We start from the raw sequence: 26079 nt of genomic DNA, 5'->3' as shown, positions 1-26079 counted from the left end.
CCTCTTCCGAGCACCGCGCCCTGCATGAATACCCTCGCCCAACTCAAGGCTGGCCAATTGGCCGGCGCGACGCGCCTGGACCTGGCCTGCGGGCTGACCGAGTTCCCCCGGGAAATTTTCGATCTGGCCGACTCGCTGGAAATCCTCAACCTCACCGGCAACGCCCTGAGCAGCCTGCCCGACGACCTGCACCGCCTGACGCACCTGCGCGTGCTGTTCTGTTCGGACAACGCCTTTACCGAACTGCCGCAATGCCTGGGCCAGTGCGCCAAGTTGAGCATGATCGGCTTCAAGGCCAACCAGATCAGCCAGGTAGCCGCCGCCGCCCTGCCCCCGCTGTTGCGCTGGCTGATCCTCACCGATAACTGCATCAGCCAGTTGCCCGATGAGCTTGGCCAACGCCCGTTGCTGCAAAAGTTGATGCTGGCCGGCAACCAGTTGACCGACCTGCCGCCAAGCCTGGCCCAATGCCAAAACCTGGAGTTGATCCGCATCGCCTCCAACCGCCTCACCCACCTGCCACAGTGGCTGCTGACCCTGCCGAGCCTGACCTGGCTGGCCTACGCTGGCAACCCGGTGGAAATGGCCGTGCAGGTAAGCAGTGATGACGCGACGCCGAACATCGCCTGGCAGGAACTGGCAATGGGTGAAGTCCTGGGCGAAGGTGCCTCGGGGATCATTCGCAAGGCGCTGTGGAAACCCCGCGCGTTGCCGGTTGCGGTCAAGCTGTACAAGGGCACCATCACCAGCGACGGTTCACCGCTGCATGAAATGCAAGCCTGCATCGCCGCCGGGCTGCACCCCAACCTGATTAAGGTTGAAGGACGCGTCATCGGCCACCCCGACAACCAGGCCGCCCTGGTGATGGACCTGATCGACCCGAGTTACCGCAACCTCGCGGCCCTACCCAGCTTGGCGTCGTGCACGCGGGATATCTACGCACCTGCCACCCGTTTCAGCCCGGAGGTAACACTGCGCATGGCGCGGGGCATTGCTTCGGTGGCGGCGCACTTGCATCGGCACGGCATTACCCATGGCGACCTGTATGGCCACAATATCCTGTGGAACGCAGAGGGTGATTGCTTGCTGGGAGACTTTGGCGCGGCGTCATTCCATGCCACGGAGGACACGCTGCAAACCCGTGCGCTGCAGCGTATTGAAGTGCGCGCGTTCGGAGTGTTGCTGGGGGAATTGTTGGAGCGGGCTGAGGCCCGTGACGAAAGCTTGCAGGCACTGCAACAACGCTGCTGCCAGCCGGATGTGCTGGCGCGGCCGGACTTTGAGGAAATTGTGGCCCTGCTCGAATCTATGCAACACCACTAAACCAATGTGGGAGCGGGCTTGCTCGCGAATGCGGTAGAACAGCCAATACATCTGTTGACTGTCACACCGCATTCGCGAGCAAGCCCGCTCCCACAGGTTGACCGCGTGTACTCAGATAAACATCAACCCGCCAGGCCGACAAACATATCCTGCACATCATCATGGTTGTCCAGGCCTTCCAGGAACGCCTCGACTTCAGCCATCTGCTCATCGGTCAAACCACTGACCGGGTTCTTGGAGATATAACCCAGCTTGGCCGACAACACGGTGAAGCCCTGCTCCGGCAAGGCCTTCTGCACGGCATCCAGGTCGGTGGTTTCGGTGATGAACAAGGTGGCGCCTTCTTCACCCTCTTCAAAGTCCTGGGCGCCTGCTTCAATGGCGGCCATTTCCGGATCGGCGTCCGGGGTGTCCGGCGATGCTTCGATCAGGCCCACATGGTTGAAATCCCAGGCCACCGAACCGGACGCGCCCAGTTGGCCCTTGCGGAAGGCCACGCGGATCTCCGCCACGGTGCGGTTGATGTTGTCGGTCACGCACTCGACGATCAGAGGCACCTGGTGCGGCGCGAAACCTTCGTAGGTCACGCGGTGGTATTGCACGGTTTCACCGAGCAGACCGGCGCCCTTCTTGATCGCGCGGTCCAGGGTTTCCTTGGGCATCGAGGCCTTTTTGGCCTGCTCCACCACCAGGCGCAGGTGCGCGTTGGTCGCGGTATCGGCGCCGTTGCGGGCGGCAATGGTGATTTCTTTCACCAGCTTGCCGAAAATCTTGCCCTTGGCATTGGCTGCCGCTTCTTTATGTTTGACTTTCCACTGTGCGCCCATGACTCACTCTCTTATTTCCATCGCGCCCAAACGTCTACTGGCCGGCGCTTTGGGGGCAGAGTTTATAGCGCGAGAACGCTTCGTTCCACCAAAAAACCGGCCAAGACCCTCAGGTGCGCAAGGGTTTAATCACTGCATTGCGGTCCGGCACAAAATCCCCGGCCTGGGCCAGTACGGCGGGCCTGGCATTCCAGTAGGGCATCAGCACCAGCGAAGAAAACAGCGCCGCGCCGGCAAACACGATAAATACCGTGACGGTATCGAAATAGCCTGGCAGCAAACCACCCAGGATCGCGCCCACCGAACCGCAGCCGTTGACAAAGCCCGCTGCGGTAGCGCCGGCCTTGGCGGTGCCAAAGTCGATGGCCGCCGTGCTACTGATCATCGAGTCCGGCCCATACAGCGTCAGGCCCATGACAAACAGCAACGTCATCACCAGCACCACACTGCCGGTGTGCAGCGCGCCCATGAACAACGCCAGGGCAACCGTCAGCGCCAACAGGCTCAGCACGCAGGCGGGCATGCGCCGAGCACCGAACAACTTGTCGGAGGCCAGGCCGATCAACACCGGCCCCAGTAAACCGGCCAGCTCAAACGCGGTGGGCACGATGGCGGCCCCGACCTTGCCCACCGACGGCATCTGCTCGTAGACGATCACCGGGCCCCACAACAGAATCGCATAGCGCGCCGGCTTGAGCAGGAAGTACGCCAGTCCCAGGGTCAATACCGTGCGATTGCGCAGGATCGCGCGCAGGGGTTCGAGTACGCTGACGCGCTGCTCGGCGGCCAACTGCTCGGCACTCAACACCGGCTCGGGTTCGACTGCCGGCAAACCCACATCCTGTGGAGTATTGCGCTGGAACATAAAGAACAGCACGGCCACCACTGCCACCACTGCGGCACTGGAAATAAATGCCGCATGCCAGCTGCCGATCAGCGTATAAGCCCACCAACCGGCAAACGGTGACGCGACCAACCCGCCAAACGCATAACACGAACTCCACAGCCCCAGCACCCGTCCCCGCTGCTGGGCCGGGAAGAAACTGCCGAGGTTCTTGCACAACCCCGACCAGCCAGTGGACTGGGCCAAGCCCTGTATCAACATGCAGGTGACAAAGATCGGCAACGTGGCAAAGGTGCCCATCACCAGCGCCGCAGCCGCAGAAATCAGCAAGCCACCGAGCACCACCACCCGTGGCCCGAAGCGGTCGGCAAGCATGCCCCAGGTGAACTGGCCCACGGCATACGCGGCGAGGTAGAGGCCATCCAGGTTGGCCATCGTCATTTTGTCGAGGGTAAAACTCGGGTCGTCGCCAATCCCCAGCTTTGCCACCGAAAAGGCTTTGCGGGTGAAATAGAAAGCGGCGTACGCCAGCCAGGTAATCGCGAAAATCTGCACGCGCCAACGCTTGATGCTACCCATAGGGATATTCATGGTGGTTCTGACCTCAGGTGTGAGTGTGCCGGCAGAATCGAAAGAAAACGCCTGTTGTTTTTATGGTTGAGCACTGCAATACCGGGCCTTGAATAGCGCGGCATTGGTCAGATGGGTGCGGTGTGCCTGCGCCCATGATCGCCGTGGTTGTAGGACTCAACCTACGGCGACTGAGGAGCATCAAAGCAATGGCTGACTCATAGGTAAAATCGATTTATCGTATTTCAAATATAAGTTCAGCTTTTAAGAGGATGTGCCATGTCGGTTTCCCATGCCCAGCTCAAAGCCTTCCATGCGGTGGCCATTCACGGCAGTTTTACCGGGGCCGCCGAACGCCTGTTCCTGACCCAACCTGCGATTTCCGACCAGGTGCGCAAACTGGAAGAGCGCTTCGGCGTATTGCTGTTTCACCGCAACAAGCGTTCGGTGCGCCTGACCGATCTGGGTGAACGCCTGCTGGCCATTACCCAACGCCTGTTTGTGATCGAGGCCGAAGCCGAAGAATTGCTGCAGGATTCGCGGGCCCTGCTCACCGGAACTCTCACCCTGGCGGTGGATGCGCCCGTGCACGTATTGCCGCAGATTGCGCGCTTCTGCCAACGCTACCCTGGGATCAGCGTGAAAATCGAAACCGGCAATACCGACGAGTCGCTGTCGCGTCTTTACAACTATCAGGCCGACCTGGCGCTGTTGGGGCGCGATGTCGATGATGCGCGCCTGTTGTCAGTGCCGCTGCCCGACGACCAACTGTTGGCTTTTGTCGCACGGGATCATGCCTGGGCCGGGCGCGAATCAATCTGCCTGGCCGACCTGGATGACACCCCGCTGGTACTGCGGGAAACCGGCTCGGTCACCCGCCAGACCCTGGAGCAGGAAATGCGCCAGGCCGGCCTGCGCATTCGCCCGGCCATCCAGGTCGAAGGCCGCGAGGCCGCCCGCGAAGCTGTGGTGGTCGGGATTGGCGTCGGCGTGGTGTCGGCGGCAGAGTTCGGCGCCGACGCGCGGGTGTACGCCATGCCCATCCGCGATTGCACCCAACGCATGAAAGAAACCCTGGTGTGCCTGAAAGAACAGAGTTCACGCCGCGTGGTCGCGACCTTCCTGGAGATCGTACGTGAAAGCCTTCACGCCAACTCGAAAAACGCCTGAATCAAGCGCAGCGAGCGGCGGCGCTCCATACAGCCGAGCATGTGCCGGTTCAGCAGGCCATCGCCGAGGATCGGCACCGCCTGTACACGCGGGTCCGGGCTGACCTCCATCGACGACACCACGCCCACGCCCAACTCTGCCGCCACCGCTTCGGTCACGGCTTCACGACTGTCGAGTTCCAACAGCACTTTGGGTTGCACATTCGCCGCCAGGCAGGCGTCATCAAAGGTGCGTCGGGTGATGGAACTGGGCTCGCGCAGCACCATGATCACCTCATGCAACTGCGCCAGTTCAATACCCTCGCGCTGCTTGGCCCACGGGTGCGCGGCCGGTACCAAGGCGCAAATCCGTGACTGATCCAAGGGTTGCAAGTGCAGGCCATTGCGCGGCTCCACCTCGGTGAGCACCGCCACATCGGCATGTTCGGACAGCAGCGCCGCCAGGGTTTCCTGGGCATTGCCCAAACGCAGGTTCACGGTAATGCCGGGGTAGCGCGCGCGCAGGCTGGCGATCATCGGCATGACCAAGTGGGGCCCATCCGCCGCCACTTCCAGGCGCCCGGTGAGCAACTGGCGGTTGGCCTCCAGCATGGTTTGCGCCTCGTCGACCAAGCCGAAGATAGCGCGGGTGATGGCCGCCAGGCGCGCGCCCTCCTCGGTCAACTCCACCCGGCGTGCGGTGCGGCGCAACAACGGGATCTGGTAGTGCTCCTCAAGCGCCTTGATATGCCCGGTCACCGCCGGCTGGCTGATAAACAGCCGAGCCGCCGCACGGGTAAAACTGCCCTCACGGGCCACGGCATCGAATGCACGCAGTTGAAACAGGTTCATAGCTATCGGCCTCACTGATAGCTCGCATAACAACAAACAATTTGATTGATAACAAGCCAAACTGCAATTTAGGCGCCGTAGCTTGACCCCCGACACCTTGCGAGGATTTGACATGACCCCTGCCGCGCCGATCCTGTTGACCCCCGGCCCCCTGACCACATCGAACCGTACCCGCCAGGCGATGATGGTGGACTGGGGCTCATGGGACGACCGCTTCAACCAGCTCACCGCCAGTGTGTGCACGCAGTTGCTGGCAATCCTCAACGGCGCCGAAAGCCACCACTGCGTGCCATTGCAAGGCAGCGGCACCTTCGCCGTCGAAGCGGCGATCGGCACCTTGGTCCCCCGTAATGGCAAGGTGCTGGTGTTGATCAACGGCGCCTACGGCAAGCGCCTGGCGAAAATCTGCGAGGTGCTTGGCCGCGAATTCAGCACCTTTGAAACCGCCGAAGACGAGCCCACCACTGCCGCCGATGTGGATCGCCTGTTACACGCCGACAGCGCCATCACCCACGTCGCGCTGATTCATTGCGAAACCAGCACCGGCATTCTCAACCCGTTGGCGCAGATTGCCGAGGTGGTCAAACGCCACGGCAAGCGCCTGATCATCGACGCCATGAGTTCCTTCGGTGCACTGCCGATTGATGCCCGCGAAGTCCCCTTCGATGCGCTGATCGCCGCCTCTGGCAAATGCCTGGAAGGCGTACCGGGGATGGGCTTTGTCTTTGCCGAAAAAGCCGCGCTGGCCGCCGCCCAAGGCAACTGCCATTCCCTGGCGATGGACCTGTTCGACCAGCACAGCTACATGGTCAAGACCGGCCAGTGGCGCTTCACTCCGCCCACCCACGTGGTCGCCGCCCTGCATGAAGCACTGTTGCAATACGCCGAGGAAGGCGGCTTGCCCGCCCGTCACCGGCGCTATGCGAACAACTGCCAGGCATTGCTGGACGGCATGGCCGAACTGGGCCTGCGCAGCTTTCTCCCGGCGGCGATCCAGGCGCCGATCATCGCCACCTTCCACGCCCCCGACGACCCGCGCTACCAGTTCAAAGCGTTCTACGAACGGGTCAAGGCCAAGGGTTTCATTCTGTACCCGGGCAAATTGACCCAGGTGGAAACCTTTCGCGTGGGCTGCATCGGCCATGTCGACGCGGCCGGCATGCGCGCAGCGGTCAAGGCCATCGCCGAGGTGCTGCACGAAATGTGTAGGAGCGAGCTTGCTCGCGAAGAGTGTTAACGATAACGCGGGCGTCCTGAGTTAACGCGGTGCCTGGATGTTTTTCGCGAGCAAGCTCGCTCCTACATAGATGAATGTTATTACCCCACAGGATCTGAACCATGAACTATCAAAACCCCAATACCCTCCAGGCCGTTATCCTCGACTGGGCTGGCACCGTGGTCGATTTCGGCTCCTTCGCCCCCACGCAGATTTTTGTCGAGGCCTTCGCCGAGTTCGACGTGCAGGTGTCTATCGAGGAGGCCCGTGGCCCGATGGGTATGGGCAAGTGGGACCATATCCGCACCCTCTGCGACCAGCCACAGGTTGCCGAACGCTACCGCCAAGCGTTCGGCCGCACGCCCACCGACGACGACGTAACCGCCATCTACCAGCGCTTCATGCCGCTGCAAATCGAGAAGATCGCCGAACACTCGGCCTTGATCCCCGGTGCCCTCGACACCCTCGCCGCCCTGCGCGGCCAAGGTATCAAGATCGGCTCCTGCTCCGGCTACCCCAAGCAGGTGATGGACAAGGTCGTGGCTCTGGCTGCCACCAACGGCTACGTCGCCGACCACGTCGTGGCCACTGACGAAGTGCCCAACGGCCGACCATGGCCGGCCCAGGCCCTGGCCAACGTGATCGCCCTGGGCATCGATGATGTGGCGGCCTGCGTGAAGGTCGATGACACCGTACCGGGCATTCTCGAAGGCCGACGTGCCGGCATGTGGACCGTGGCCCTGACCTGCTCGGGCAACGCGCTGGGCCTGACCTACGAACAGTTCCGCGCCCTGGACAGCGACAAACTGGCCAGCGAGCGCCAGCGCATCGAAGCGATGTTCGCAGGGTCGCGCCCGCATTATCTGATCGACACCATTACCGACCTGCCACGGGTCATCAGCGACATCAACCAGCGCTTGGCCCGCGGGGAAATGCCGCAGGCCTACTGACCGAGGTCAAGACAACGGCATTGGCAACAAGCGCAGCGCTCGAAACAGGCATAAAGTTAATGCACTCCATCACTAAAGAATGGAGGTATGCCCTGATGAGTGAGGAACACAGCGATGCCGTGGAAAAATTCCGATACGCGCTACAGCACCATGTCGATTGCGTTGCACTGGTTGATGGTGGTGCTGCTGGCGGTGGTTTATGCCTGCATTGAACTGCGCGGCCAATTCCCCAAAGGCAGCGGTGCGCGCACCTTGATTGTTGAAATGCACTTTATGCTCGGCCTGACCGTGTTTGTGCTGGTATGGCTGCGCCTGTTTGCCCGCAGCCTGGGGGTGGCGCCGAAGATAGTGCCGGCACCGCCGCAATGGCAGAGCCTGCTGGCGAAGCTGATGCACTGGGCGCTGTATGCGTTGATGATCGGGTTGCCGATTGCCGGTTGGTTGATCGTCAGTGCCAAAGGGCATTCGGTGATGTTCTATGGAATGGAATTGCCGCCGCTGATCGCGGAAAACAAGGCGCTGGCCGAGGAAATTGAAGGCTGGCATGTGCTGTTCGCCCAGGTCGGTTACTGGCTGATCGGGCTGCATGCGCTGGCGGGGATCTTTCATCATTACGTGATGCGCGATAACACCGCGCTGCGCATGATGCCAGGTAGGCAAAAACGCATCATCTGATAACCGCTACCCTGTAGGAGCGAGCTTGCTCGCGAAGAACTCCCAGGCAACGCGATCATCCAGAATGCACGCGTTATCGTTCAGGTTCTTCGCGAGCAAGCTCGCTCCTACAGGAAGCCTCGGCGGCCTTGCAGGCCGCCGGTGTGGATGAAGATCAGGCGCGTGCCGGGGGTGAAGCGTCCGGCCTCGATCTGCTGTTTCAACGCCAACAGCGCCTTGCCGGTGTAGAGCGGTTCCAGCGGTAGGCCGCACGCTTGTTCGGTGCGCTCAATGAAGTCCAGCAACAGCGGATCGACCTTGGCAAAGCCACCGCGACAGGCGTCCAGCACGGTATAACCGTCCCGCACGATAGCACTCACGTTCTGCGCCACACCGTGGTCATCCGGCACCGCCATGGCGCCATACACCGTGTGCGCGCCCGCCTCCGCCAGCGCCAGCCCGGCCACCGTCGTGCCGGTACCCGCCGCCAACCACCAGGCGTCGTAATCGCTCCAACCGAGCTTGCCCAACTGTGCCCGCGCCTGCTCGACCAACACGCCACAACCCCGCGCCCCGGCCAGCCCACCGCCGCCTTCGGGTATCGGATGAAAGTCGGGATACTGCTCGCGCCAAGGCAACCAGAAACCCGGTTCATGCCGCGCCCGATAACCGCCATAACCCAGCCAATGCAGCTGCATGCCGAAGGCTTTAAGGTCGAGAACCGTGGGGGTGTCTTGAGGATGGCCGCGCAGCAGGCCGACCGTGGGAAAACCAAAGCGCTTGCCCGCCGCCGCCAGTGCATGCAGATGGTTGGAGTAAGCGCCGCCGAGACTGATCACCCCCGTGGCCCCAGCGTGTCGCGCCTGGGCCAGGTGCTCAGTGAGTTTGAACCACTTGTTGCCGCTGATCAGCGGGTCGATACAGTCCAGGCGCAGCACGGCCAACTCGACCCCGTTCAGCCAGTCCAGCTGCAAGAGTTCAAGGGGCGCGTGAGGAAGCCAGTCGAAAGGGCCCATCGGCAGGTATCGAAATGAAAAAGGGGCGGTAGTCTAACACCGCCCCGCTTGTTGCCTTACAGCTCTGCCGCCAGGCGCGAGCCCTGGTTAATGGCGCGCTTGGCGTCCAGTTCGGCCGCCACATCGGCGCCGCCGATCAGGTGCACGTTCTGGCCGGCAGCCACCAGGCCGTCGTGCAATTCGCGCAGCGGGTCCTGGCCGGCGCAGATGACGATATTGTCCACCGCCAGGACCTGCGGCTCGCCCTCGGCGCCGATGCGGATATGCAAGCCTTCATCGTCGATCTTCAGGTACTCGACACTGTTGAGCATCTGCACCTGCTTGTTCTTCAAGCCGGTGCGGTGGATCCAGCCCGTGGTCTTGCCCAGGCCATCGCCCACCTTGGAAGCCTTGCGTTGCAGCAGGAACACTTCACGGGCCGGCGCATGGCGCTCGGGTTTGATCCCGGCCACGCCACCACGGGCTTGCAGCTGAGTGTCGATGCCCCACTCTTTCCAGAACGCCTCGCGATCCAGGCTGGTGGAGACGCCTTGGTGCACGAGGAATTCAGACACGTCAAAGCCGATGCCTCCGGCGCCAATCACCGCCACGCGCTTGCCCACCGGCTTGCGTTCGAGGATCACGTCCAGGTAACTCAGGACCTTGGCGTTGTCGACACCGGGAATCGCCGGGGTACGCGGTGCGATGCCGGTGGCCAGGATCACCTCGTCATAACCGCCCGCTACCAATTGCGCAACGTCCACACGGGTGTTGAGGCACAGCTCGACGTGGGTGGTCTGCAATTTGCGCTTGAAATAACGCAGGGTCTCGAAGAACTCTTCCTTGCCCGGCACGCGCTTGGCAATATTGAACTGGCCGCCGATCTCGCTGGCGGAGTCGAACAACGTCACCTGATGCCCGCGCTCGGCGGCCACGGTGGCAGCGGCCAGACCCGCGGGGCCGGCGCCGACCACCGCGACCTTTTTGATCTGCTTGACCGGCAGGTAATTGAGTTCGGTTTCGTAGCACGCTCGCGGGTTGACCAGGCAGGTGGTGAGCTTGCCGCCAAAGGTGTGGTCCAGGCAGGCCTGGTTGCAGCCGATGCAGGTATTGATCTCATCGGCACGCCCGGCGGCGGCCTTGTTGACGAACTCGGGGTCGGCGAGAAACGGCCGCGCCATCGAGACCATATCGGCGTCGCCTTCAGCCAGGATCTGCTCGGCGATTTCCGGGGTGTTGATGCGGTTGGTGGTGATCAGCGGAATCTGTACCGAACCGCGCAATTTGGCCGTGACTTTACTGAACGCACCACGGGGCACTTTGGTGGCGATGGTCGGGATACGTGCTTCGTGCCAGCCGATACCGGTGTTGATGATCGTCGCGCCGGCCTGTTCGATGGCCTTGGCCAACTGCACGATTTCTTCCCAGACGCTGCCGCCTTCCACCAGGTCGAGCATCGACAGGCGGAAGATGATAATGAAGTTCGGGCCTACGGCTTCGCGTACACGGCGCACGATTTCCACCGCCAGGCGCATGCGATTTTCAAAGCTGCCGCCCCAACGGTCGGTGCGATGGTTGGTGTGGGCAGCGAGGAACTGGTTAATGAAGTAGCCTTCGGAACCCATGATTTCGACGCCGTCATACTCGGCGACCTGGGCCAGCAGCGAGCAGGTGACAAAATCCTGGATCTGCTTTTCGATGCCCTCTTCATCCAATTCCTTGGGCTTGAACGGGTTGATCGGTGCCTGGATAGCGCTCGGCGCCACCTGCTTGGGGCTGTAGGCGTAACGCCCGGCGTGGAGGATCTGCATGCAGATCTTGCCACCCGCGTCGTGCACTGCCTGGGTGACGATCTTGTGCTTGCGCGCCTCGTCTTCGGTGGTCAGCTTGGCCGCACCGGCGTACACGCCGCCTTCATCATTGGGGCCAATGCCGCCGGTGACCATCAGGCCCACGCCGCCACGGGCGCGCTCGGCAAAGTAAGCGGCCATGCGCTCGAAACCGCCGGGCTTTTCTTCAAGGCCTGTGTGCATCGAGCCCATCAGGGTACGGTTGCGCAAGGTGGTAAAACCCAGGTCCAACGGGGCCAGCAGGTGCGGGTAGGCAGCAGCGGTCATGGTACAGCTCCACAACGGATCATCACGGGACGTGGCGCACTCGAACGGCGTGCCATCGGTTTATGTCCCACAGACTAAGAGGCGGTGGACCACGGCTCAATGACTGAAACTGACAAGTTATTGATCCAAATGCACAGCGCCCCTTGGCAAGCCGCGCCATGGGCCCTACCCTAGTCGCGAACCCTGCACCTGGTCTGTTGTCTGTTGCCCCATGCGTAAACTTCTAGCGTTCACCGTCATCATGGCCCTGGTTGCCTCCCTCGCCGCGTATCTGGTCTGGACCCAGGAGCGCCCCGTGGCGCATTACCTGTCCGACCTGCGCATCACTCTCGCCGTCAATGAGGGCGAACCGGCCGACCGGGGCAACCTGCTGGGCATCCAGCCGGAGCTGTTCCCTGCCGATTACCAGAGCCTGGAACGCCTGCACCTGAAGCTGTCGGCCTACCTGCAAAACGCTCGGGACCTGGGGCTGATCAATGCCAAGACCGTGGTGGTGCTGCCGGAGCATATCGGCACCTGGCTGATGCTCGTCGGCGAAAAGAATGAGCTGTACCAGGCCGCTCACCTCAAGGACGCCATGAACTGGCTGTCGATCAGCAACCCGCTGCAATTTGCCAAAGCCTGGATCAGCGCCACCGGCGACAACCGTATGGATGATGCCTACCTGCGCATGAAAGCCCCGGCCATGGCCCGCGACTATCAAGTGTTGTTTGGCGGCCTCGCCAAAGAATTTGGCGTGACCCTGGTGGCCGGTTCCATCGCCCTGCCCAACCCGAGCGTGATCCAGGGGCAACTGGAGATCGGCCACGGCGCGCTGTACAACGCCAGCGTGGTGTTTGCTGCAGACGGCCTGCCGCTGGGCCAACCGCAGCGCCAGCTTTACCCGATCTACGATGAGCGGGGCTTTATCGAGCCGGGCGATGAGCATGTCGTCAACGTTGTCGACACCCCCGCCGGGCGCCTGGGTATCCTGGTGGGCAGCGACAGCTGGTACCCGGACAACTACCGCAAGCTCAACGAGCTAGGCGCGCAATTGATCGCGGTGCCGGCCTTTGTCACCGGCCGCGACACCTGGGAGCGTCCGTGGCGTGGCTTCAAGAGCGTATCCACGCCCTCTGAAGTGAGCCTCAAGCCTGAAGAAACCAGCGAGGGCGCAGCCTGGCGTCGCCTGACCCTGATCAGCCAGCCACCCGTCAGCCAAGCTACCGCAGGCATGAGCGTATTTCTGCGCGGGCAGTTCTGGGACCTGGGCAGCGCCGGCCAAAGTTTTCTCAGCCGCAACGGGCAAGTCTTCGCCGATGGCGATGCCCGTGGCGCGCGCCTGCTGAATATCTGGCTGTAGCGCCTTGAAGCCGGTGCGCCTGGGGGATCTGTCGGTGGGCTTCGTGCACACCCTGGCCGACGCCATCCACAGCCACGGCCTGGACCCACAGCCCCTGCTGCTGCAATACGGCCTCGACCCGGCGCGCCTGGCTGAAGCCGGCGCACGCTTGTCGATCCCGCGCTACATGCGCCTGGGCCACGCGGCCATCCAACTGACCGGCAACCCCGGCCTCGGCTTGCGCATGGGCCAGCTCAGCCGCTTGAGCCAAGCCGGCCTTGCCGGCGTCACCGCCGCCCAAGCGCCCACGGTGCGCGAAGCCGCAAGGACGCTCACACGCTTTGAAGCGCTGTACGGTTCCAACTATCGCGGGCAATCAAGCTTTCATGAAGACGCCGAAGGCGCGTGGCTGCGGTTTTATTCCATCAGCCCCTATAACGCCTATAACCGCTTTGTGGTGGACTCGATCATCGCCGGCTGGCTGCAGCAACTGTCGGGCCTGGCGCAACAGCCGGTGCAGGCCCAGCGGATTGAAATCGAATTCGACGCGCCGGACTACCACGACCACTACAGGGTACTGGGAGAGGGGGTGGTGCACTTCGGTGCCGAGGTCAATCAACTGCGCCTCAGCCAACCCACCCTGGCGCTTCGCAACCCACAGCATTGCCCAAGCACCTGGCACCTGTTGCTGCAGCTGTGTGAAAGGGAATTAGAGCAGTTGACCCGCACCCGCAGCCTGCGCGAGCGCATTACCCGGTTGCTCGGGCCGATGCTCAATGGCGGCCGGGAACCCGACCTGGAAGAAGTGGCGGCACGCTTGAAGCTGCCAACCTGGACATTGCGGCGCAAACTGGCCGAGGAAGGCACACAGTTTCGCGCGATTCTCAATGACACCCGTCGCGACCTGGCCATGACCTACATTCGCGATACGGAACTGGCGTTCGGCGAGATCGCTTACTTGCTCGGTTTTGCTTCAGCCCAAGCCTTCCAAAGGGCCTTCAGGCGCTGGAACAACCAGACCCCAGGGGAATTTCGCCGCAGTCAGCGCCACTCCGCCTGAAGTCGGTGTTACAGCTCGGTGGCATCGTCGGCTGGGTCCAGTGGGTCTAGCTCGAATGCCTGGTACTCCAGCAGTTCTTCCTGGTAATCGTCCATGGTGGACTCCTTCTTCATGTTGAAAGCGGTTGCAGATTAATGACCTGCGAACTCAGCCTAAAGTGCCGTCATGACGAAAAAAAGTCGACGTCGTGACATTCCTGCTCTTCAGGATTAAACGTAACGGCGATCACTGGATTTAATTTAACCGCAGCCTCGGACAACATGTGGGCTTGCCTGCGATGGCCATAGGTATCTACACAACTTTTGGGCTGTAGCAGCAGACGGTAACCACGATGCGAAGCGAGCCGCTCTTGATCTTGATCTGCTTTTGATCTCAGGCGCCCCGTTAAACCACGCTGGCCGGAATTCGACAGGGATTTGGGGGGTAAACCGGCAGGGATGCCGGTTTAGCCGCCCCGCGCCATGGATGGCGCGTGGCGGCGACCCCCCAAATCACTGGCGGATTACGGGCACACCGAGCCTAAGCGAGGTGCCGAGTGGTGGGGCAAGAGCGTTTTGCTTACTTTTGCGCTTTTCAAAAGTGAGCCGCCGTCAGGGCGGAACCCTAAGTAGCCGTTACCGCAGGAATGGATATGTCCACAATCCAACTGTGTTGACTGTCAGGCTGCCTTCGCGAGCAAGCCCGCTCCCACATTTGGACTGCGGCGCGTCAGGTAGATAAGCGTCGGCTATCAGGCCGTCACGGGAGCAAGCTCCCTCGCCACAGGGTCAGCCTCGTACCGAAGTTGTGTAGATACCTATGCTGCGAAGGCGGCCTGTCAGCCGACGCTTCTCTACCTGACACCCTACACATTCGAGCATTGCGTTATTGCGAAGGCATCGGCAGCGGTGGAATCGCTTCTGTCGGCGCAGGCAAGGCCGGATCAGTCGGCGCCGGCGCCACCGGAGCAGGCTCTGTCACCGGTGCAATCGGTGCAGCCTCAGGTGGCGGCGCAAGCGGCTCTGAAGCGGCGGGCGCTACAGGTACGTCCTTCGGTGCTTCGACCTTCTCGGGTGCCGGAGCGGCCTTGGGCTCGGGCACTCCCAGGTCGGCCTTGGGCTGCTCGGGGATATGCTCGGCCTGCTTCACTTCCTGCGGCAAGAACACGTCCACCAGCGCGAAGTAACGCTCGTAGAACTTGGGTGCCGAGACGGTCTCGCTGGCCACTTTCACCATCGAGTCGTCGGTGGAGCCAATCGGCATCGACACCGAGCCCAGCACGCCCACACCAAGGCTGGCGGAGTTGTTGACCTTCTTCAGCGCATAGCGGTCCTGCAAGGCGTTGGCAAACATCGTCGAGTGATTGCTGCCCTTGCCATCAGCGGCGCACACCACATTGAAACTGATCTGCAGGTGGGTCTCGCCGGTCTGCTGGAAGCTCTTGTTGCCGGCCACCAACTTCGGATCGCTGCTGGTGATGATGTAGCCCTGGCTCAGCAAGGCGCGGCGCGCAGCTTCACAGGCGGCCACATCGCTGACCGGGTAATCACGGGAAAACGTACCGGAGTCGTCGAAGTTCTCATGCTCGTAGATAGCGGTCTTGGGTGACGAGCAGCCCGCAGCGCCCGCCAGCACCAGCGCCAACCCGAGAGTGCGCAAGTGAAATGATGTCGACATTGAAAATCCTGAAGAAAACGGTCCGGACGGTATTGTGCAACAGAACACGACATTGAAGCGCGATTCCTGTCGGTAAAACATCTCAGGCTTAGACAGCAGCGTCAGTAGGAAAAAGCCTGGGGCACATAGGATCGATAAAGATCCGTAATGTGCGCGGTTATATGACAAGTTTGTTTACAACTTATTCCTCACCTTTCTATCATCGTCCCTGGGTGCGTTGCTGCATAAAGTACGGCGCAGGTTAAAAGCCAAGCATTGGTCGGGCCGCCAATGGAGATTTGTCGTGCCTGATAAACGCCCCGCCATCCCCCGCCCCCAGCGTTTGACTGAGGGCGCGCTGTCCGCCCTTGAGCGCTTTTCACATATTGAAGCCGTCAGCGGTATCGTGCTGTTGCTGGCCGCCATCGTTGCGCTGGTGTGGGCCAACAGCCCCGCCGCCGCGACCTACGAGCATTTCTGGAACACGCCCATCACCCTCGGGCTGGGCGACTACAGCGTGTCGCGCTCCCTGCATTTTCTGGTCAATGACGGGCTGATGACCATCTTCTTCCTGGTGGTGGGTGCCGAGATCCGCCAGGAAATCAAAGACGGCGCCCTCGCCAACCTGAAGCTGGCCACGCTGCCGCTGGGCGCGGCGTTGGGCGGTGTGCTGATGCCGGCACTCATCTACACCCTGCTCAACCACGGTACCGCCGCCGCAAGTGGCTGGGCGGTGCCCACCGCGACCGACATCGCCTTTGCCGTGGGCGTGCTCGCGCTGCTGGGCAAGTCGATCCCCAGTGGCGTGCGTATCCTGCTGCTGGCACTGGCGATCATCGATGACATCGTGGCGATCTTGATCATCGCGATCTTCTTCACCGCCAGCCTCGACTACATGGGCTTGGTGATTGCCGCAGGCGGGCTGGCCCTGGTGCTGGTGTTCCAACGCATGGGGATCAGCAAGGCGGCGATTTACCTGCTGCCGGGCGCTATTGTGTGGTTTGGCCTGCTCAAGACCGGCGTGCACCCAACGCTGGCCGGGGTGATCCTTGGCTTGATGACCCCGGTCAATTCCAAGCCCACCCGGGAACGCCCGCTGGAAACCATCGAACGTACCTTCAACGAGCTGATGGACCGGTTCTCGCAGCCAGCCGAAGGGGCCCAGCAAGTCGCCGCCCCCCTCAAGCAATTGCGCGAAGCCCAGCGGGAAATACTGCCGCCGGTGCAGCGGGTTCAATCAGCGCTGCACCCCTGGGTAGCCTTCGGCGTGATGCCGCTGTTTGCCTTGGCCAACGCCGGTGTAAGCCTGGACGGTTTCAATCTGGATGACCCGCTGGCCCACGGTGTGTTCATGGGCGTCATCTTCGCCCTGGTGCTCGGCAAGCCTCTGGGCGTGATGCTGGCGAGCCTGGCGCTGGTCAAGCTCAACATCTGCAAGCTGCCGGACGGTGTGACCTGGACGGGCGTTGGCCTGGTCGGCCTGTTGGCGGGGATCGGTTTTACCATGTCGATCTTTATCTCGTCCCTGGCATTTTCCGACCCGGCCCTGTTGTCCGCTGCCAAGCTGAGCGTATTGGCGGCTTCAACCCTGGCGGCGGTGGTCGGGTTGACGTGGGGCAAGCTCAAGTTTGCAGCCAAGAACGCCTAAAGCGCATTCAGCACTCACTTTATCAAAGGCAAAAAAAGACCCCGGCCTTTTCAGGTCGGGGTCTTTTTATTCAGGCCGGCATCAGTACTTCTTGATGTCTGCCTGGGTTTCCAGCTGCTTGCGGTAGGCCGCGAAGTCCTGCTGGCCAATACGGGAAGCGAGGAAGCGGCGGTATTGCGCCTTTTCTTCGTCCGTAGGGGCCGCCGCTTCGTTCACGCCGTTCAAGCGCACGATCATCAGGCTGCCATCGCGCAGGGTCACGGTGGTGAAGGTCGGCTTGTCCTTGGCCGCAGGCTTGGGCATGCGGAACAAGGCTTGCAGCACGGCCGGGTCGATAGACTCCTGACCACGGGTAGCCGCCTCAGTCACCTTCCAGGCCTGGCCGTCAACCGGCTGGTCCAGCGCGGTCTTGCCATCACGCAGGCTGGCGATCAACTCGTCGGCACGGGCTTTGGCGGCAGCGCTCGCGCGCTCCTTGGTCATCTGGGTGCGAATGGCCGCAGCGACGTTCTCCAGCGGCAATTGGGCCGGCTTGAGATGCTCTTTGGCACGCAGCACGATGATGGTTTCCGGGTCCAGCTCGATAGCGCTGCTGTTGGCACCTTCATCCAGCACTTCCGGGCTGAAGGCTGCAGTGACCACGGCACGGTTGGCCGCGACACCTTCGCCACCTTCACGGCCAAACGGCGCGGAGGTGTGGACGGTCAGCTTCAAGTCGGACGCTGGCTGGGCCAGGTCAGAGGCTTCGAATGCCGCATCTTCCAGTTGCTTGGTCGCTTCGACAAAACGCTGCTCAACCTGCTGGGCCTTGAGTTCGCGGGTCAGCTTGTCTTTCAGGCTGGCGAACGATGGCACCTCAGGCGCTTCAACGCCCAGCAACTTGATCAGGTGCCAACCGAACGTGGTGCGCACTGGCACCGACACCTGGTCTTGCTTCAAGCCGTACAGCGCAGTTTCGAAGTCCGGGTCATAAACACCAGGGCCGGCAAAACCGAGGTCGCCGCCATTGTTGGCCGAACCTGGATCCTGGGAGAACTCCTTGGCCAGGGCTTCGAACTTCTCACCCTTGGCCAGGCGCGCCTGGATGTCTTCGATCTTGGCCTTGGCTTGCGCCTCGGTGACCTTGTCGTTGACTTCAATCAGGATGTGCGCGGCACGACGCTGTTCAGCGAGGTTGGCGGTTTCCTTCTCGTAGGCAGCCTGCAGCTCATCGTCCTTGACAGTAACCTGGTCGAAGAAGGACGACTTCTTCAATTCCAGATAGTCGATGACCACCTGGTCCGGGGTCATGAACTCTTTGGCGTGCTGGTCGTAGTAGGCCTTGACCTCGTCGTCGGTGAGTTTCACCGCCGCAGGGTCAGCCTTGATGTTGACGGTGGCGAAATCGCGGGTCTGTTTTTCCAGGCGGGCGAATGCCAGCACCTCGGCGTCAGTCACGAAACCACTGCCAGCGATACCTGCGCGAACCTGGCCGATCAGCATTTCCTGGGTCAGCATCTGACGGAATTGCATGCGGCTATAGCCCAGCTGACGAACCACCTGGTCAAAGCGTTCGGCGTTGAACTTGCCGTCTACCTGGAATTCCGGCGTCTGCAGGATCACCTGGTCCAGCGCAGCTTCCGAGAAGCCAAACTTGGAATCAGCAGCGCCTTGCAGCAGCAGCTTACGGTCGATCAGGCCCTTGAGGGCAGCATCGCGCAGCAGCTTTTCGTCCAGCAGGGAAGCGTCGAAATCCTTGCCCAACTGTTGCATCAGCTGGCGCCGTTGCATGTCGACAGCCTGGCTCAGCTCGGTCTGGGTGATTTCTTCACCGTTGACCTTGGCCACGTCCTGCTTGTTATTACCCGAAGCCTGGAAAATGGCTTCGATACCGGTGAACGCCATCAATGCGACGATGATCCCGATAATGGTCTTGGCAATCCAGCCTTGTGAATTGTCCCTGATATTTTGCAGCATGCGTCCCCCAGAAACGGTTGAACTTCAAAAATTAGGCAACCGTGGAGCGTGGGTAGAGTCCGGATAGAAGAAAGGCGCATCCGAGGATGCGCCTTCTCGTAACTGGCGGAGCGGACGGGGGTTCGAATCTGCACCCCCGGCGTGGCGACCCGATACGTGGGTCAGCTACCGCTCCGCTGCCAGGCCAGACCTGCGTCCGACCCGGGTAAGCAAAGGCTTGAACGAAGCTTAGTTAACGGCTTCTTTCAGGGCTTTACCGGCTTTGAAACCTGGTTTCTTGGCAGCAGCGATTTGCAGTGCTTTGCCGGTCTGTGGGTTACGGCCAGTGCGAGCTGGGCGGTCAGTCACAGAAAAAGTACCGAAGCCTACCAGTACCACGGAGTCGCCGGCCTTCAGAGCGCCAGTGACGGATTCGATTACTGCGTCCAGCGCACGGCCAGCAGCAGCTTTCGGGATATCAGCGGATGCAGCGATAGCATCAATCAGTTCCGACTTGTTCACTCTAAGTCCCCTTATATATCTATTGAGTATGATTCTAAGTTTTTTGGTAAAAAGCAAAACCAGTGCTGAATGGCCTACAGACACTTAAGAGCCGCTTTATAACAAGGGCTCTAAAAAGCTGTCAAGGAAGCCCCCAGGCTCCAACACATTAATGCGTGCTAATTCTTTCCTTGGAATCGGACTCGCGTTTTTCGTCCTTCGCGACAATCTCCGGGGCCACATCCGGCAAGGGCTCCGGCGCGTATTGCAGCGCAATTTGCAGGACCTCGTCAATCCATTTAACCGGTTTAATCTGAAGATCCTGCTTGATGTTGTCAGGAATTTCCTTCAAGTCGCGAACATTCTCTTCAGGAATGATCACGGTCTTGATTCCACCCCGGTGCGCGGCGAGCAATTTCTCTTTGAGACCACCGATCGCCAATACCTGGCCACGCAGGGTGATTTCCCCGGTCATCGCCACATCGGCGCGCACGGGAATGCCGGTCAATGCCGATACCAGGGCCGTGCACATGCCTACGCCAGCGCTAGGGCCGTCTTTGGGAGTCGCCCCTTCCGGCATGTGGATATGGGTGTCGTGCTTCTCGTGGAAGTCCAGCGGGATACCCAGGCTGCGGGCGCGGCTGCGTACCACGGTCTGCGCGGCGGTAATGGATTCGACCATCACGTCGCCCAGGGAGCCGGTCTTGATCAACTGGCCTTTGCCAGGGATCACCGCAGCTTCGATGGTGAGCAATTCGCCACCCACCTGGGTCCACGCCAGGCCAGTCACCTGGCCGACCTGGTCCTGTTGCTCGGCCAGGCCATAGCGGAATTTCTTCACGCCCAGGAAGTGCTCCAGGGAGTCGGCAACCACTTTCACCGAGAAACGTTTTTCCAACGCGTGTTCCTTCACCGCTTTGCGGCAGATCTTCGCGATCTGGCGCTCAAGGCCCCGTACACCGGCCTCGCGGGTGTAGTAACGCACGATGTCGCGGATCGCCTCGACCTCGAATTCGATCTCGCCCTTCTTCAGGCCGTTGGCCGAAATCTGCTTGGGCGCCAGGTACTTGACCGCGATGTTGATCTTCTCGTCTTCGGTGTAACCCGGCAGACGAATCACCTCCATCCGGTCCAGCAAGGCTGGCGGAATGTTCATGGAGTTGGAGGTGCACAGGAACATTACGTCAGACAAGTCGTAGTCGACTTCCAGGTAATGGTCGTTGAAATTATGGTTCTGCTCAGGGTCCAGCACTTCGAGCAACGCCGACGCCGGGTCGCCACGCATGTCGCTGCCCATCTTGTCGATTTCATCGAGCAGGAACAGCGGGTTGCGCACACCCACTTTTGTCATCTTTTGAATCAATCTTCCCGGCATCGAACCGATGTAGGTACGGCGATGACCGCGAATTTCCGCTTCGTCACGCACGCCACCCAAGGCCATGCGCACGAATTTGCGGTTGGTCGCGCTGGCGATCGATTCCGCCAGGGAGGTTTTACCCACACCCGGAGGCCCAACCAGGCACAACACCGGACCGCGGATTTTCTTCACGCGTTTTTGTACAGCGAGGTACTCAAGGATGCGCTCCTTGACCTCTTCCAGGCCGTAATGGTCAGCGTCAAGGATCTCTTCAGCACGGGCCAGGTCCAGGCGCACCTTGGTCTGGGCCTTCCACGGCACTTGCACCAACCAGTCGATGTACGAGCGCACCACGGTGGCTTCAGCCGACATCGGCGACATCTGCTTGAGCTTGTTCAGCTCGGCGGTGGCCTTGGTCAGGGCGTCTTTGGGCAGGCCAGCAGCATCGATGCGCTTTTTCAGCTCTTCGATTTCGTTGTGGCCTTCCTCGCCGTCGCCGAGTTCCTTCTGAATGGCCTTCATCTGCTCATTCAGGTAGTACTCGCGCTGGCTACGCTCCATCTGCTTCTTCACGCGGCCACGGATGCGTTTTTCAACCTGCAACAGGTCGATTTCGCCATCCAGCATCGCCAATACGTGTTCGACACGGGCCGACAGGTCGATGATTTCGAGGATGTCTTGCTTCTGCTCGATCTTCAGCGCCATGTGTGCGGCCATGGTGTCGACCAGGCGGCTTGGCTCATCAATGCTGTTGAGGGACGACAGGACTTCAGCCGGGACTTTCTTGCCCAACTGCACATACTGCTCGAACTGCGACAGCAGGCTGCGTACGAACACCTCGGATTCACGCTCCGGGGCTTCGACTTCTTCGATCAGCGCCACTTCCGCGCGCAGGTGGCCGTCCACCTCCATGAAGCGCTCTACGGCACCGCGCTGCTCGCCTTCGACCAACACCTTGACGGTGCCATCGGGCAGCTTGAGCAATTGCAGGACAGTGGCAATGGTGCCGACGCGATACAGGGCGTCTTCGCCCGGATCATCATCAGCAGGATTCTTCTGGGCCAACAGCAGGATTTGCTTGTCGCCCGTCATCGCGGCCTCGAGGGCTTCGATAGACTTCTCGCGCCCCACGAACAGCGGGATAACCATGTGCGGATAGACGACGACATCACGCAACGGCAGGAGAGGCAATTCGATGGTTGTCTTCATGATTTCGCCTCTATGACAGTTCAAAAATAAGCTTGAAACCAAGATGGGGGTTGCATGCAAAAAAAACAAGCTCAATGCCAGCAGTTAAACGCATGAATACACGCGAATTTAACCACCGCCTCGAAAAAAAGCCCCAAAAAACAAGGGGCCCCTAGAGGCCCCTTGCTTGTACCGCAACTGCTGAACGCTTACGCGTCGGGTGCAGCCTTGGCAGCCGGCTCACTGTTTTCATAGATATACAGTGGCTTGGACTTGCCTTCGATAACGCTTTCGTCGATCACCACTTTACTCACCTCGGACTGCGAGGGGATTTCGTACATGGTGTCGAGCAACACGCCTTCGAGGATAGAACGCAGGCCACGTGCACCGGTCTTGCGCTCCAGTGCCCGCTTGGCCACCGATTTCAGCGCGTCGGTACGGAACTCCAGGTCTACACCTTCCATCTCGAACAATTTGCCGTATTGCTTGGTCAGGGCGTTTTTCGGCTCGGTGAGGATCTGGATCAAAGCCGCCTCATCCAACTCGTCCAACGTGGCCAGGACCGGCAGACGGCCAACGAATTCCGGGATCAGACCGAACTTGACCAAATCGTCAGGCTCGACTTCACGCAGGGACTCGCCCACCTTCTTGCCTTCTTCCTTGCTACGCACTTCCGCACTGAAACCAATGCCGCCACGGGTGGAACGCTGCTGAATCACCTTCTCGAGACCCGAGAACGCACCACCACAAATGAACAGGATGTTGCGCGTATCAACCTGAAGGAATTCCTGCTGCGGGTGCTTGCGACCACCTTGCGGCGGTACGGACGCAACCGTGCCTTCGATCAGTTTCAACAGGGCCTGCTGCACGCCTTCACCGGAAACGTCCCGGGTGATCGACGGGTTGTCCGACTTGCGCGAGATCTTGTCGATCTCGTCGATGTAGACAATACCCATCTGGGCTTTCTCTACGTCGTAGTCGCACTTCTGCAGCAGTTTCTGAATGATGTTCTCGACATCTTCACCCACGTAGCCAGCCTCGGTGAGGGTGGTGGCGTCGGCGATGGTGAACGGAACGTTCAGCAGGCGAGCGAGGGTTTCTGCAAGCAGGGTTTTACCCGAGCCTGTAGGACCGATCAGCAAGATGTTGCTCTTGCCCAGCTCAACCTCGTCACCTTTCTTGTCACGCTGGTTCAGGCGCTTGTAGTGGTTGTACACCGCTACGGCCAGAACCTTTTTTGCACGCTCTTGACCAATGACGTATTGGTCAAGGATGCCGCTGATTTCTTTAGGCGAAGGTAATTTATGCGCACTGCTCTCGGCCTGGGCTTCCTGCACCTCCTCACGGATGATGTCATTGCACAGGTCGACGCATTCGTCGCAGATAAACACCGAGGGGCCGGCAATCAATTTGCGTACTTCATGCTGGCTTTTGCCACAGAAGGAGCAATAGAGCAGCTTGCCGTTGTCCTCGCCGTTGCGGGTGTCAGTCATTCGTTCGATCCAAATCCGATAGGCTTGCAACACAAGATGAAGGCTTATGCGGGCTTTTTCAAGCCCGCCAGTGGTCGGACATGCCGACCAGCCCTATTTTGAGCGGCTTATATTATGCGGGGCGCTTGTCGATCACTGCGTCGATCAACCCGTATTCCTTGGCGGCTTCAGCGCTCATGAAATTGTCACGGTTGGTATCGCGCTCGATTTCTTCCAGGGTGCGCCCGCTGTGCTTGGCCATCAGCGTGTTGAGACGCTCACGAATGAAGAGGATTTCCTTGGCGTGGATTTCGATGTCCGACGCCTGACCCTGGAAACCGCCCAGTGGCTGGTGAATCATCACGCGCGAGTTCGGCAGGCAGAAACGCTTGCCTTCGGCACCCGCGGTCAGCAGGAAGGCGCCCATGCTGCACGCCTGGCCAATACAGGTGGTCGACACGTTTGGCTTGATGAACTGCATGGTGTCGTAAATCGACATGCCCGCAGTCACCGAACCACCCGGCGAGTTGATGTAGAGATGGATGTCCTTGTCCGGGTTTTCCGCTTCAAGGAACAGCAGCTGCGCACAGATCAGGTTGGCCATGTAGTCCTCTACCGGGCCAACCAGAAAGATCACTCGTTCCTTGAGCAGGCGCGAGTAGATGTCGTAGGCGCGTTCGCCACGAGCGGACTGCTCGACAACCATCGGGACCAGGCCGCCTGCGGCCTGGATATCAGAGTTCTGCTGAATATAGGAATTACGGAACATGCTCTGCAGTTACTCCCAAATAGTCATGTCTTGAAAACGCATAAGCCAGCGCGAGGCTGGCTTATGGTTGAATTTCCAACGAGTTGGACAATCAGTCGGCTTGTGCTGCTTCCGCCGGTTTGACTGCTTCTTCGTAAGAGACCGCTTTATCGGTCACCTTAGCCTTCTGCAGAACAGTATCCACAACTTGTTCTTCCAGCACAACCGAACGTACTTCGTTCATCTGCTGCTCATTCTTGTAGTACCAAGCCACGACCTGCTCAGGCTCCTGGTAGGCCGAAGCCATTTCCTGGATCATTTCGCGAACGCGGTCTTCGTCTGGCTTGAGGTCGAACTGCTTGACCACTTCAGCCACGATCAGGCCCAGCACAACGCGGCGCTTGGCTTGCTCTTCGAACAGCTCGGCCGGCAGCTGGTCAGGCTTGATGTTGCCACCAAACTGCTGAACCGCTTGAACGCGCAGGCGGTCCACTTCGTTGGACAGCAGGGCCTTAGGCACTTCGATCGGGTTGGCGGCCAGCAGACCGTCCATGACCTGGTTCTTGACCTTGGACTTGATGGCCTGGCGCAGCTCACGCTCCATGTTCTTGCGAACTTCGGTGCGGAAGCCTTCGATGCCGGTTTCCTTGATGCCGAACTGGGCGAAGAACTCTTCGTTCAGCTCTGGCAGCTTAGGCTCGGAAACGCTGTTGACGGTCACGGTGAACTCGGCGGCTTTGCCAGCCAGGTCCAGGTTCTGGTAGTCAGCAGGGAACGTCAGGTTCAGAACGCGCTCTTCGCCGGCTTTGGCGCCAACCAGGCCGTCTTCGAAACCAGGGATCATGCGATTGGAACCCAGCACCAGCTGAGTGCCCTTGGCGGAGCCGCCAGCGAAGACTTCGCCGTCAACCTTGCCAACGAAATCGATGTTCAGTTGGTCTTCGTTCTGGGCGGCACGGTCGACCACTTCGAAACGGGTGTTCTGCTTGCGCAGGATTTCCAGCATGTTGTCCAGGTCCGAATCAGCCACTTCGGCGCTCAGACGCTCGATTTCGATACCGTCGAAACCGGCCACTTCAAATTCCGGGAACACTTCGAATACGGCAACGTATTCCAGGTCCTTGCCTGCTTCCAGGGACTTAGGCTCGATCGAAGGCGAGCCAGCCGGGTTCAGCTTTTGCTCGACAACAGCTTCGTAGAAAGAAGCCTGGATCACGTCACCTACAGCTTCCTGGCGCGCATCGGCACCAAAACGACGCTTGATTTCGCTCATCGGCACTTTGCCTGGACGGAAACCAGCGATCTTGGCCTTTTGGGCAGTCTGCTGCAGACGCTTGTTGACCGCAGTCTCGATACGCTCTGCCGGCACGGTGATGCTCAGGCGGCGCTCGAGAGCAGTAGTATTTTCAACAGAAACTTGCATGGATATTCCTCGTTGCACAGACATTAGCCGGCCATTTCCGACCCCAATCAAGGGCATGCATTCTAGTGGGTCAAACTCAAGAAGTCACCCTACTGAAAACACAGCGGAAAACAGCCGGCAATTTATCGGTACGAAAGCACTGAAGTACCTCGCCCCGGTGACAAATACAGCCAAATTGCGCCAGGGCTCTGCGCCGCTCCTCTCTATATATAGAAGGAACAACCATTCATCTCCCTGACGGCCCACCCTGCGAACAGAACAGGCAAGCAACGCAGCATCATCGAGATACACAAAT

The 26079-nt window shown here is 60.3% G+C and carries 20 protein-coding genes; 8 read left to right on the top strand and 12 right to left on the bottom strand.

All coding sequences use genetic code 11. The features are described from left to right. Positions 1–24: 24 nt before the first annotated feature. A complete protein-coding gene (locus CRN80_RS20820) occupies positions 25–1323 on the top strand; it encodes a protein kinase (RefSeq protein ID WP_098950949.1) in 1299 nt (432 codons plus the stop codon). 122 nt (positions 1324–1445) lie between these two features. On the opposite strand, the gene CRN80_RS20815 is transcribed toward CRN80_RS20820, so the two are convergent. Continuing rightward, positions 1446–2150 (bottom strand): YebC/PmpR family DNA-binding transcriptional regulator, encoded by a 705-nt coding sequence (locus CRN80_RS20815; protein WP_003192227.1) that lies wholly within the window; start codon positions 2148–2150, stop codon positions 1446–1448. A 109-nt stretch (positions 2151–2259) separates the two neighbouring features. Next, positions 2260–3585, bottom strand: a complete 1326-nt coding sequence (locus tag CRN80_RS20810) for an MFS transporter (RefSeq protein WP_032896542.1) — start codon at positions 3583–3585, stop codon at positions 2260–2262. Between the two features lie 258 nt (positions 3586–3843). Between CRN80_RS20810 and CRN80_RS20805 the strand changes: the two genes are divergently transcribed. Continuing rightward, complete coding sequence (locus CRN80_RS20805; RefSeq protein ID WP_032896540.1) at positions 3844–4734, top strand: LysR substrate-binding domain-containing protein; 891 nt, start codon at positions 3844–3846, stop codon at positions 4732–4734. Here CRN80_RS20805 and CRN80_RS20800 read toward each other — a convergent pair. Further along, the gene (locus tag CRN80_RS20800; RefSeq protein ID WP_098950948.1) at positions 4710–5564 is read right to left on the bottom strand and encodes a LysR substrate-binding domain-containing protein; all 855 of its coding nucleotides are present in this window, start codon (positions 5562–5564) and stop codon (positions 4710–4712) included. The two genes, CRN80_RS20805 and CRN80_RS20800, sit on opposite strands and share 25 nt — an antisense overlap. A 112-nt stretch (positions 5565–5676) precedes the next feature. On the opposite strand from CRN80_RS20800, the gene CRN80_RS20795 reads away from it, so the two are divergent. The 3 genes from CRN80_RS20795 to CRN80_RS20785 all read left to right on the top strand — a co-directional run bounded on the left by CRN80_RS20795 (position 5677) and on the right by CRN80_RS20785 (position 8405). Continuing rightward, entirely contained in the window at positions 5677–6801 is a 1125-nt protein-coding gene (locus CRN80_RS20795; RefSeq protein ID WP_098950947.1) for a 2-aminoethylphosphonate--pyruvate transaminase, read from the top strand. A gap of 101 nt (positions 6802–6902) precedes the next feature. Next, entirely contained in the window at positions 6903–7730 is an 828-nt protein-coding gene (gene phnX, locus CRN80_RS20790; protein ID WP_098950946.1) for a phosphonoacetaldehyde hydrolase, read from the top strand. A 114-nt stretch (positions 7731–7844) separates the two neighbouring features. Beyond that, entirely contained in the window at positions 7845–8405 is a 561-nt protein-coding gene (locus CRN80_RS20785) for a cytochrome b (protein ID WP_032896532.1), read from the top strand. 107 nt (positions 8406–8512) lie between these two features. Here the strand turns inward: CRN80_RS20785 and CRN80_RS20780 are convergent, their stop codons facing one another. Both CRN80_RS20780 and CRN80_RS20775 read right to left on the bottom strand, forming a co-directional pair. Further along, positions 8513–9400 carry a 1-aminocyclopropane-1-carboxylate deaminase/D-cysteine desulfhydrase gene (locus CRN80_RS20780; protein WP_098950945.1) on the bottom strand — a complete coding sequence of 296 codons (888 nt, stop codon included), beginning with the start codon at positions 9398–9400 and terminating at the stop codon, positions 8513–8515. Between the two features lie 56 nt (positions 9401–9456). Next, the gene (locus CRN80_RS20775; RefSeq protein ID WP_057711254.1) at positions 9457–11496 is read right to left on the bottom strand and encodes an NADPH-dependent 2,4-dienoyl-CoA reductase; all 2040 of its coding nucleotides are present in this window, start codon (positions 11494–11496) and stop codon (positions 9457–9459) included. Positions 11497–11707: 211 nt separating this feature from the next. Between CRN80_RS20775 and CRN80_RS20770 the strand changes: the two genes are divergently transcribed. Both CRN80_RS20770 and CRN80_RS20765 read left to right on the top strand, forming a co-directional pair. Further along, entirely contained in the window at positions 11708–12838 is a 1131-nt protein-coding gene (locus tag CRN80_RS20770; protein WP_098950944.1) for a carbon-nitrogen hydrolase family protein, read from the top strand. 4 nt (positions 12839–12842) lie between these two features. Further along, on the top strand, positions 12843–13877 hold the full coding sequence (locus tag CRN80_RS20765) for an AraC family transcriptional regulator (protein WP_019819480.1): 1035 nt from the start codon (positions 12843–12845) through the stop codon (positions 13875–13877). 864 nt (positions 13878–14741) lie between these two features. On the opposite strand, the gene CRN80_RS20760 is transcribed toward CRN80_RS20765, so the two are convergent. After that, entirely contained in the window at positions 14742–15533 is a 792-nt protein-coding gene (locus tag CRN80_RS20760; protein WP_098950943.1) for a DUF2242 domain-containing protein, read from the bottom strand. Between the two features lie 283 nt (positions 15534–15816). Here CRN80_RS20760 and nhaA point away from each other — a divergent pair, with 283 nt between their 5' ends. Beyond that, the gene (gene nhaA, locus CRN80_RS20755; RefSeq protein WP_098950942.1) at positions 15817–17160 is read left to right on the top strand and encodes a Na+/H+ antiporter NhaA; all 1344 of its coding nucleotides are present in this window, start codon (positions 15817–15819) and stop codon (positions 17158–17160) included. An 81-nt stretch (positions 17161–17241) separates the two neighbouring features. Here nhaA and CRN80_RS20750 read toward each other — a convergent pair whose 3' ends face one another. The 6 genes from CRN80_RS20750 to tig form a co-directional block, all read right to left on the bottom strand. After that, the gene (locus tag CRN80_RS20750) at positions 17242–19116 is read right to left on the bottom strand and encodes a SurA N-terminal domain-containing protein (RefSeq protein WP_047711204.1); all 1875 of its coding nucleotides are present in this window, start codon (positions 19114–19116) and stop codon (positions 17242–17244) included. 228 nt (positions 19117–19344) lie between these two features. After that, positions 19345–19617 carry an HU family DNA-binding protein gene (locus CRN80_RS20745; protein ID WP_003174819.1) on the bottom strand — a complete coding sequence of 91 codons (273 nt, stop codon included), beginning with the start codon at positions 19615–19617 and terminating at the stop codon, positions 19345–19347. A gap of 148 nt (positions 19618–19765) precedes the next feature. Beyond that, entirely contained in the window at positions 19766–22162 is a 2397-nt protein-coding gene (gene lon, locus CRN80_RS20740) for an endopeptidase La (RefSeq protein WP_003192252.1), read from the bottom strand. A 188-nt stretch (positions 22163–22350) separates the two neighbouring features. Further along, positions 22351–23634, bottom strand: a complete 1284-nt coding sequence (gene clpX / locus CRN80_RS20735; RefSeq protein ID WP_003192254.1) for an ATP-dependent Clp protease ATP-binding subunit ClpX — start codon at positions 23632–23634, stop codon at positions 22351–22353. A 112-nt stretch (positions 23635–23746) separates the two neighbouring features. After that, on the bottom strand, positions 23747–24382 hold the full coding sequence (gene clpP, locus CRN80_RS20730; RefSeq protein ID WP_003192255.1) for an ATP-dependent Clp endopeptidase proteolytic subunit ClpP: 636 nt from the start codon (positions 24380–24382) through the stop codon (positions 23747–23749). A 91-nt stretch (positions 24383–24473) separates the two neighbouring features. Beyond that, positions 24474–25784, bottom strand: a complete 1311-nt coding sequence (tig, locus tag CRN80_RS20725) for a trigger factor (RefSeq protein ID WP_098950941.1) — start codon at positions 25782–25784, stop codon at positions 24474–24476. Between the last annotated feature and the right edge of the window lie 295 nt (positions 25785–26079).

Origin of the sequence: Pseudomonas sp. FDAARGOS_380 (assembly GCF_002591235.1) — a bacterium.
GTDB classification, from domain to species: Bacteria; Pseudomonadota; Gammaproteobacteria; order Pseudomonadales; family Pseudomonadaceae; genus Aquipseudomonas; species Aquipseudomonas salmasensis.
Note: the sequence above shows the minus strand (reverse complement) of the source record. Positions and strands in the feature narration are given on the sequence as shown.